Below are 9,211 nucleotides of genomic sequence, written 5' to 3'. Positions count from 1 at the left end.
TGCGAGAGGACGATCGAGACACTCAGCCAGCTACAGGCGACTGCCGCAGGCCACGGACGCCGCGGGAGAATCCACGCCGCACACCACACGAGCGCGTACAGGAAGAGCTCGACCTTGCCCCAGTCATCCACTGACGATCACCCTTCCAGGTACCGGACCAGCGGCCTTGAGCGCCTTTCGTCCGACCCGCAATCAGTGCGCGACCAGATTCCACCACGGGGCCCAGAGAAGCCACGATGCCAGCGCCAGACAGCCACCCAGACAGCAGCAGGCGAGGGCGACAAAGGTCCAGCGTGGGCCACCTCGGCGAACGGCGTCGATGAAGAGGGCTGTGCTGACGACCCAGAGCAGAAGGGCAGCGATGGCGTCGTCGAGAGCGGGCGGCGGACCCAACCAACTCTGCGAGGCAGCGATCGCCACAGCCGCCGTCCACCCCACGACTACCGGCACCACAATCCCAAGTTGATGCCCACACGGCGTTTCTGCGACAGACGCCAGCGTCCGGTACGCCGTGGGGAACGCCGCGGCGGCCCAGGACTTCTGCCGCAGGGCCCTGGGGCTGCGCCACCACCGTGAGAGGCGTCTGGAGGCCAACCACGTCGCGAACATGGCGATCCCGAGGTAGGCGGCCAGTACTGCGTATCTCGCAGGAGGCGCAGGCTCGTCCCAGTTGCTCTCCATCGGGACCATCCACTGCGTCACCCTCTCCGGCAGGAGGACGAGCAGTTGCGCGCGCAGCCCGAGAGCCAGCCAGAAGACAAGCGCCACCCTCCAGACGCTTCGCACCGACTCCGTCACGTTCACACCTCACTGGCGTCAGAGAGACAGGTAGAGACGCCTTCGCGCCATCGCACTCATGTCACGTACACTCGACGTGCCCGTCCCGTGCATCTCTCCGACCACCTCACGGAGCCACCCATGCGGCGAGCACACTCGTCGCAGCGTGGCGTCCACGCCAGGCCTGCAGAGCACCGACTACCACGAGCACGCCCACAGCGAACAACTGGTCGAGTAACATCAGTCACCACTTCCCCCATCGGCGCCGGCAAGGTCAACCACATAGCGCACAAAGTCATCGACCGAGAGGGTGATCAGAGGGTCGATCGGCCACGGCTCCAGGCGTCTCTCTGGTGCAGTCGGCATGCGTGCCCTGCGGTTCCGCCGGGGTGCCCCGGCGTGTCGCAAGTCCGGAAGTGGCACCCTCCGCAGCGCCAGCCCCACCACATCCATGTACAGGTCGTCGTCGTGGATCCGCAGCATGTCCTGGGGACGCAGGTACCCCCCAGGGACTTCACACTCAGCGCCCAACTCCTGCAGCAGGGCTTCCACCGTGGGAAAGGCAATGTTAAGGTCGGCCCAGTACCGGCGGATCAAGTCATGGCCGCTCAGAGGCTGCCGACCGGACACAAGGGTCAGGAAATGCTGACAATGCCTGCCCCAGGACCTGCGATTGCCGACGGTAGCCACAAGACCCTCCGCGTCGGCCTCCGACGGCATGAGGGGATGCGCGGCCAGCAACTTGGCGACGTCCTCAACCGTCGAGGTCGGAAGCCTCTCTTTGCCGCCGAGAGCGCCTGCGAGCAGGACAGTACAGGCTCGGGAAAGAGGGTGCTCAAAGCCCAGGATGGACCGCCGTCTCCGCGCTTGAGGAAGGGTACCGACGAGCACTCTGTGTTGGAGGCAGTCTGGCGCGACGCCGTACCCAAGCGCGAGCAGTGTCACTACACATCGTGCAGCCGTCGCCGGCACGTGCGACGCCCCTGCCAGCGCACGCCATGACCGCTCGAAGTCGAGTGCATACTGCGTCACGTGATGCCCCTCACAGAGCGTGGACAGCCGCCGGCCAGTCCTGCGACCAGCGCTGGCAGCATCCTCTGGACAAGCAGAACCGACGAGACAGCCCGCTCTGACGGGTCTCGCGCCACAAGCTTTACCTTCGCCATGTCGTCCACTACTACGCTAACTTGCCGCAAATGACGCCTTGTGCGCGAGCTGCGTGCGTCATTTCCTCCTTTGTAGATTATATCCTGTCATACAAACGCCCCCACGACATAGAATCTGTTCGTGGGGGCGCGAAGGAGTCCGCTGACCTACTTGTGAGGGGACCTCTCTACCGTCCCGTTACCTCCTCAAGTGTGCCGCCAAACACCCTGCGTTCCTGCTCCGCCGATAGCCCGATCGACCGCATCACAGTCATCTCCGACTCGTACCGCGCGATGGCAGGGGCATAGCCACGCATGTGCGGCCAGTCCAGCCCGAAGATCGCTCGCTCTGCACCTGCCTCGGCAATCGTGTCGGCGACCAGTTGCCGGTGCTGGGGCTTGGCTATCCCTGTCAGCCCGGCGTACACCCCGCCCTTGCGCCAGCTTGCCCCATGGTTGTAGACCACTGCCAGCGCTTGGTCGAAGAAGCCTCGGCCGACGCCGTCCGAGACACCCATGTGCTCGATGATGACCTTCAGCCGCGGATGCCGGTGCATGATGTTGTCGATGAGCAGCGGCTGGTAGTCCTCCAGCCGTCCGCCATGTACCCCGGTGTGGAAGAGCACGAAGACGTCCATCTCCGCCGCCAGGGCGTACATGTCATCACACGCCGGGTCATCAATCCGGAACCCCATGACCGGCGGATGGGTCTTGATGCCCACGAAGCCCTTCCCGATGTACTCCTCCACAAGGGCGCAGGCCTTCGGGTCTTTGGGGGAGATCGCAGCCATCCCCAGGATGTTCGGGTAGTCCTGCAGGTGCCGGTGGAGCCACGCGTTACAGTCCTCGCCGTCAAGCAACTCCTTCGTCTTTGGCCCCCAGAAGGGTGCGATCGCCACCGTCTTCTCGATCGCGGTGTCGTCCATGAAGCGCTTCAGTTCCGGCAGCGTGCCCAGCTCGGGCTGGTCCGGGAAAGCGCCGTAGGGGAAAACGTGGCAGTGGTTCAAAAACATGCCCAGGCTCCTTGCTGCGGCGCAGGGCCGCTGTGTATCACGCCGGCTCTGGTCGGTACCGCTCACCATGCCCGACCTGCGGACCACTCAGAGGCCGGCGATCATCTCGACCGTCGTCTCCGCCATCTTTCCCAGCGTGCCTGGCGGCAGCTTGCCCCAGGCCTCATAGCCGCCCCTCTGTGCGGCGCTGAGCGTGGGCAGATAGCCACACTCGTCGTTGCACTCGTGCGCGACGACGACCAGCCTGGAGGCCGACTTGAGCTTCACTTCGAGCTGCGCTTCGACGAAGGGCTCACCGGGCCAGCCCACCACCACCAGGTCGCCGAGGCGGAACACCTGGATCTCGAAGTTGTAGTCGGGATCGGTGCTGAGCTTGTGCACCTTGTCCAGGTCGCGGAGCGCGAACACCCAGTCCCAAGAGATCTGCGTCTTGGCCTCGTCGACGAAGATCGGCTCCGGATGCTCGGCCAGCATCCGGCGAGCTGCCTCCACATCCTCGGGTCTCGGCTGATTCCAGGCGATGCGAAGGACCCGGTTGGCGGTCTGCAGCGGGAGCTCTTCCACGGGCTTCAGCTTCTCGATCAGCTTCTCCCCGCTCTGAACCAGGCACCCTATCATCCGCTCCAGGTTGGTGGCCGAGTTGTGGTCGGGGTTGGTGTGGTCGATGGGGCTCAGGTTCCCACACGCGCCGTTGAGGCAGCCGACGACGCAGTCGCCACCGAGCTTCTGACTCATGGCCTCGCTCCACAGCCCGGGCCAGTCGGGACAGACATATCGCCGCGGATAGCCGTGGATCGGGTGGCAGGTGAAATGGAGCAAGCCGGCGATCGGCTTTCCGCCTTCGTCCTCAAAGAGCGTTAGCGAGAGTTCCGGGTCGACCGGGCCCTCACAGTACAGCACCTCTTCGTTACAGTTCCCCGGGTGCGTCTTGGCCGTCCCGTCGCGCATAACGAAGCGGCGGTTGAAGGCGCAGCGCCCGTCGATGCCCCGTGCGAACTTGGCTTTCGCCGGGACCATCGCGTCCCTGGCCTGCGCTACACCGGCCAGGACAGCCTCGATGAACAGCGTGTTGTAAGCCGGCGTCTCGCCGCGTACCCACCACAGCTCCGGCGACAGGATTCCTTCTGGGTCGTCGAACATGCCACCGACCCGGGCCGCAGAGTGGGACTGCACGCAGTGGATCATGACGTCCTCGGGCCTGGCGTCGATGAGCTCAGCAATCCGCCTCCTGAACCCGAGGGAGTGTTCGCGGCTGATGCATGCCATGTCGCAGGCGAGGATGCAGACGGTCCTCTCTCCGGTGCGGAGCACGAAGACCCGCGCATAGAGCCGGTTACGTATCTCCTCCACCGGTCGGTAGCGCCCGATGTCGCCCGAGATCTGCATGCCCAAGTCTGGCGTGATGTCGACCTTCGCAGCGCCGACGAGGAGTCCTGGCGTCGTCATTGCGAGCTCTCCTTGCCCTGCCGCAGTCGAATCCTCTGCCCGCAACCGGCGGCGAGGGCTCTTTGGTATACCTGCCCGGCGACGTACACATCGTGTGCGCCCAATCCCACCAGGACGGCCAGAATCCGCTCCTGCGATCCGGTTCGCCCTGGCTCCAGACCCGCGGCAACGGCTCCCATCTCGGCGGAGACGACGCTCTCGTTGATCTGGCCCGTCTCCACGAGCTGCTTGAGTTCGCCCCGGTGCTCGGCCTGTCCCCAGCAGTCGACGACGATCCTGTCCGACCCCAGGATTACCGCATCCTCCGTCTGCTGGTAGGAGCCCATCGCCAGCGTCAGGCACCCTTCGGGAATCCACTCCGCCTTGACGAAGGGCTCCTTCGCCGTCGTGAGCAGGACGACGACGTCGGCGTCGGACACCGCAGCCTCGACGGACCGGGCACTGTGAACTGTCAGCTGGTACCTCTCCTGCATTTCCTGGCAGAAGGCCTGTCGTCTTGGCTCGGAGATGTCCGCAACGGTGATCTGCGCCCCGGGGAAGACCTCGTGCAGGCAGACGGTGGCGGTCCGTCCCTGAGCACCCGCGCCGATCACGGCGATCCTCTCCGTGCCCTCCTTCGCCAGGTACTTCGCGGCAACGGCAGCGGAGGCCCCGGTTCGCCAGTCCGAGATGTAGATCCCGTCCATCAAGGCCAGAGTCTCACCGGTCTCCGGGTCCGTGAGCACAACGATGCCCATGATGTACGGCATACCCCGAGACGGATTGCTTCCGTATCCGCCGACCCACTTGATACCTCCCACCTTGCAGGTGGGCAGATACGCGGGCATGGCATTTGCCCATGAGTTGTGTCCGCTCCGCGACATGTCCAGATTCACCTTGGGCGGCATGACTACGTTACCTCTGCCCCACTCCTGAAACACCGTGTCGACCATCCCAAGGACCTCTGTATGGGGCAGGAGTGCGGCTACGTCCTGATCAGACAGCAGAAGCGTCTCCCCGTTCACCCTGATCCCTCTCTTGCGATGTGCCTTTGCGCCTGGACGGCGTGCTGACAAGGGCTGTCTGTACGCCTCCTGACCCCGAAGGACCTCCCTGGAATCTCGGACAGGGGCTCAGCAATCTGCGGGCATGGCTCGCTGCAGGGCCTGCTGCCGGAGGCTCCGCCACAAAAGGAGAGACGTGGGCAGACCCGCCGGTTCGCCCACGTCTCAGAAGGCCGTATCGCTGCAAGGACCAGTTTGGGGCTTGTTGTCGTCGATGCGCCACCAGGGATCTGCGTACGTAGACAGTTACCCAATACAGGGGCTCCGGCACCCTTGGAGGCCTCCGGCCGCCGGCGACGAAACCTCCCGTCACTGTTCCCATGTGACCGCTGCGACGCAGGAGATGCCACCATGGCCCGCTCTCTCCCCTACCTGCTCTTCATGCTCGTCACTCTCCCCGCATGTGCCCAGGAGCCCTTGGTGTTCGAGGCGGAGACCTGCTCCACTCCGGAGAGCGCCTGGGTCTCCAACCAGTCGAAGCCCGACAAGTGGACGCTGTGGAGCACCGACGTCGACGCCCAGCGCAAGTGGTCCGGTGGCGTCGTCCTGCAGTCGCCCCCGGTGCTGAAGGATCGCGAGAAGCCCGAGGAGGGCGCGCCGGTTCTGCACACGGTGCTCACGAACATACCGAAGGGCGAGTGGATCGTCACCATCAAGTACGCACGGGGCCTCGCCGTGTCGCTCGACGGCAAGAAGTGGCAGCGCCTCGACGAGATCGGCGGGAATCTCGGCAGGTTCGCCATCCGAGACGGCCGCTTCGAGTTCTGGGTTGATGATCGCTTTGCCCAGGCTCAGTCCCCCGGCGCGGCATACTACGACAGTATCACGCTGACCCCGGCCGTGCCTGAGCGCAACGGCGTCGCCAATGGCGACTTCGAGTATGGGAGCGACTTCGCCCACAGCGGCTGGTCGTGGTCAACTCGCGAGCAGACGGGCTCGGCTGAGATCGTCCCCGAGGGCCATGAGGGGCGCGGGCTTAAGCTCCAGTTCGACGGTCAGAAGGACTGGACAGTGATCAACTCCGCCACCCCTGGGCAGGCAGTTGAGGCCGGCCAGACCTGGCGCGTCTCCGCCTGGGTCAGATGCAAGGACACCACGCACCTCGACCTGCTCGTCGTGGGCACGCTCAATGGCCGCCTGGTGGACTACGGTCTGACCTCCGACGGCATCGAGGGCACAACAGACTGGAAGCTCCTCGAAGCCACGGCGGTCATCCCGCGGGAGTGCGACCATATCGCCGTGCGCCTGCAAGGCTTCGGAAAGGTGCAGGCCTGGATCGACGACGTCGCCCTGACACCGGGGTCGGCGGCTCCAGCAGGGCAGCCCAAGACGAAGGTCACCGGCTGGGCAACCGAACGGATAGTGGAGAAGCTCGGGCGCGGCATGGTCGCCATACCGACAGACGACAAGCGCGTGTATCTGGGCTGGCGTCTGCTCAACACCGACCCCGCCGACGTGGCCTTCAATGTCTACCGAGCCGTCGGCCGCGGTCTCCCCGTCAAGCTCAACGACCAGCCACTCAGCCGCACTACCGACTTCATCGACGCCAGGCCCGACCTGGCCCTGGACTGCCGCTACTGGGTCCGCGCCATCCACGGCAACCAGGAGCAGCCGGCCTCCGAGCAGGCCTTCCTCCAGGCCAATCCAGCGCCCAGGCCTTACCTCAGCATCAAACTACAGGGCGACTACGCCGCCAACGCCGTCGGGATCGCCGATCTCGACGGTGACGGTCGCCTGGACTTCGTCCTCAAGCAGCCGGCCTACAGCGTCGACCCCGGCGACGGCTACTGGGTCCCCAGCAAGGATAGCTACAAGCTCGAAGCCTATCGCTCCGACGGCACTTTCCTGTGGCGCAAGGACCTTGGTTGGGGCATTGAGCAGGGCATCTGGTATGCCCCCTACCTGGTCTTCGATTTCGATGGCGACGGGAAGGCCGAGGTCGCCGCAAAGACTGCCGTCGGTGACCTGCGCGGCGCCGACGCACATGTCTTCACCGGTCCGGAGTACCTGTCGATCCTGGATGGCGAAACCGGCCGCGAGAAGTGCCGTGTCGACTGGCCGACTCGGCGAGACTTCGGCGGCGGCCTCAGCGGCTACAACTACAGTTGCCGCAACCAGCTCGGTCTTGCCTTCCTGGATGGCAAGACCCCGTGCCTTCTGGTCGCCCGAGGCACCTACACCGTCATGAAGCTCGTGGCCTACCAGTATCATGACGGCAAGCTGCAGCAGCTCTGGGAGTGGAGCAGTCGCGAAGAGGGAGTGGCCTGGCGAGGGCAGGGCGCACACTGGATGCACAGCGGCGACCTCGACGATGACGGTCGTGACGAGGTCGTCCTCGGCTCCTGCGTGATCGACGACGACGGGCACGGGCTCTGGAGCACCGGCCTCGGTCACCCCGACTTCTGCTTCCTGGGCGACCTCGACCCGGCTCGCCCCGGGCTCGAGATCAGCTATGTCATCGAGCCACGGCAGCCACGCAACGGCGCCTGCATGGTTGATGCTCGCACCGGTCAGATTCTCTGGGGGCTCGATAGGCAGACCTACCACGTGGGACAGGGGATGACCGCGGACATCGACCCGACGCACCCCGGCTGCGAGGTCTGGGCCACAGAGATGGAGAACGGCGACCCGGAGAAGAAGGGCTACGGTGGCGCGCCACCGCGCTGGGTGTTCTCGGCACAGGGAGAGATCCTCGCCCGGGACAGTGCGGTGCCGCCCTTCACGGCGGTCTACTGGGATGCTGACTCCCAGCGCGAGCTGTGTTCCGGCGCTCGCGTCAGCAAGTACCGTGGTCAGGCCCTGACCAACGCCATCGAGGGCAGCCAGATCGCCTGGGGAGACTTCCTCGGCGACTGGCGCGAGGAGATCATCACTTCCGTCCCCGGCGAGCTGCGCATCTACGCAACCACCATCCCCGCGACCGACCGACGCACCTGCCTGCTCCAGGATCGGATCTATCGCGCGGACGCCGCCCATCTCACCATGGGCTACATCAAGCCGCCGACGCCGGGGCGCTTCCTTGAGCAGCTCAGCCCGGCGCTGTGGATCTCGGCGCCTCAGTCCACGATCAAGCACGGCGAGACGCTGGCTGCAAAGGCCATCCTCTCTGCCTCGCCCCGGGAGGCCGTCCGCGGAACGGTCCGACTGGAAGCCCCGGCAGCGCTCAGTCTCACTCCCACCACTCTTGTCCTCGACGTACCCGCGGGCCAGACCGGCGAGGCGACCTTCGAGATCGCGCTCAAGGACAAGCCGGCGCCCTTCGCCGCCCTCCCAGCTCACACGGTCAAGGCAGTCTTGGACGGCCCGGTGCCACTGGAGAGCCCTCTCTCGCTCAAGGTAGAGGACGTGCCCCTGGAGGACGCGCTGCTCATGCAGGCCGAGGACTTCACTGCCCAGGGAGACGGAGAGGTTGTGCTGCGCGAGGACAAGGCCGGCTCTGTGGGCAAGGCCTTCTCTCACTGGGACGCAAAGGGGCACTGGCTGACCTGGCAGGTGACGGTGCCGAAGGCGGGTAGATACCTGCTCGTGCTGCGCTACTGCATGCCCACGTCGGCCCAACGCGAGATCCAGGTGGACACCGGTACACCTTTCGTCTCAGGTTTCCCCGGCAGCGGCGGCTTCGGCGGCCCGACGAACAAGGAGTGGATCCACTACGTGGTCCGCACGCCCGATCAGCACTGGCTGGTGCTCGACCTCACTGCCGGCACGCACACGATCAAGCTGACGAACGCTGACGGTCGCGGGATGAACCTGGACTACCTGGCACTCAGCCCGGTCCGGTAGCACG

At 65.4% G+C, this 9,211-nt stretch carries 6 protein-coding genes; 1 reads left to right on the top strand and 5 read right to left on the bottom strand.

What is annotated here, in order from left to right:
* Window positions 1-192: 192 nt before the first annotated feature.
* The 5 genes from ABFE16_16200 to ABFE16_16180 form a co-directional block, all read right to left on the bottom strand.
* The gene (locus tag ABFE16_16200) at window positions 193-798 is read right to left on the bottom strand and encodes a hypothetical protein (GenBank protein MEN6346846.1); all 606 of its coding nucleotides are present in this window, start codon (window positions 796-798) and stop codon (window positions 193-195) included.
* A gap of 219 nt (window positions 799-1,017) precedes the next feature.
* Window positions 1,018-1,809, bottom strand: a complete 792-nt coding sequence (locus ABFE16_16195; protein MEN6346845.1) for a hypothetical protein — start codon at window positions 1,807-1,809, stop codon at window positions 1,018-1,020.
* Between the two features lie 301 nt (window positions 1,810-2,110).
* Window positions 2,111-2,935, bottom strand: a complete 825-nt coding sequence (locus ABFE16_16190) for an amidohydrolase family protein (protein MEN6346844.1) — start codon at window positions 2,933-2,935, stop codon at window positions 2,111-2,113.
* An 87-nt stretch (window positions 2,936-3,022) separates the two neighbouring features.
* Window positions 3,023-4,381 carry a hypothetical protein gene (locus ABFE16_16185; protein ID MEN6346843.1) on the bottom strand — a complete coding sequence of 453 codons (1,359 nt, stop codon included), beginning with the start codon at window positions 4,379-4,381 and terminating at the stop codon, window positions 3,023-3,025.
* Window positions 4,378-5,385, bottom strand: coding sequence for an ornithine cyclodeaminase family protein (locus tag ABFE16_16180; GenBank protein MEN6346842.1), 1,008 nt, complete (start codon window positions 5,383-5,385; stop codon window positions 4,378-4,380). Before ABFE16_16180 ends, ABFE16_16185 begins: the two co-directional genes overlap by 4 nt.
* A 390-nt stretch (window positions 5,386-5,775) precedes the next feature.
* On the opposite strand from ABFE16_16180, the gene ABFE16_16175 reads away from it, so the two are divergent.
* Window positions 5,776-9,207: a hypothetical protein gene (locus ABFE16_16175; GenBank protein ID MEN6346841.1), complete on the top strand. Its 3,432-nt coding sequence runs from the start codon at window positions 5,776-5,778 to the stop codon at window positions 9,205-9,207.
* The last annotated feature ends 4 nt before the right edge of the window (window positions 9,208-9,211 follow it).

Source organism: Armatimonadia bacterium, assembly GCA_039679385.1.
GTDB lineage: Bacteria > Armatimonadota > Zipacnadia > Zipacnadales > JABUFB01 > JAJFTQ01.
Note: the sequence above shows the minus strand (reverse complement) of the source record. Positions and strands in the feature narration are given on the sequence as shown.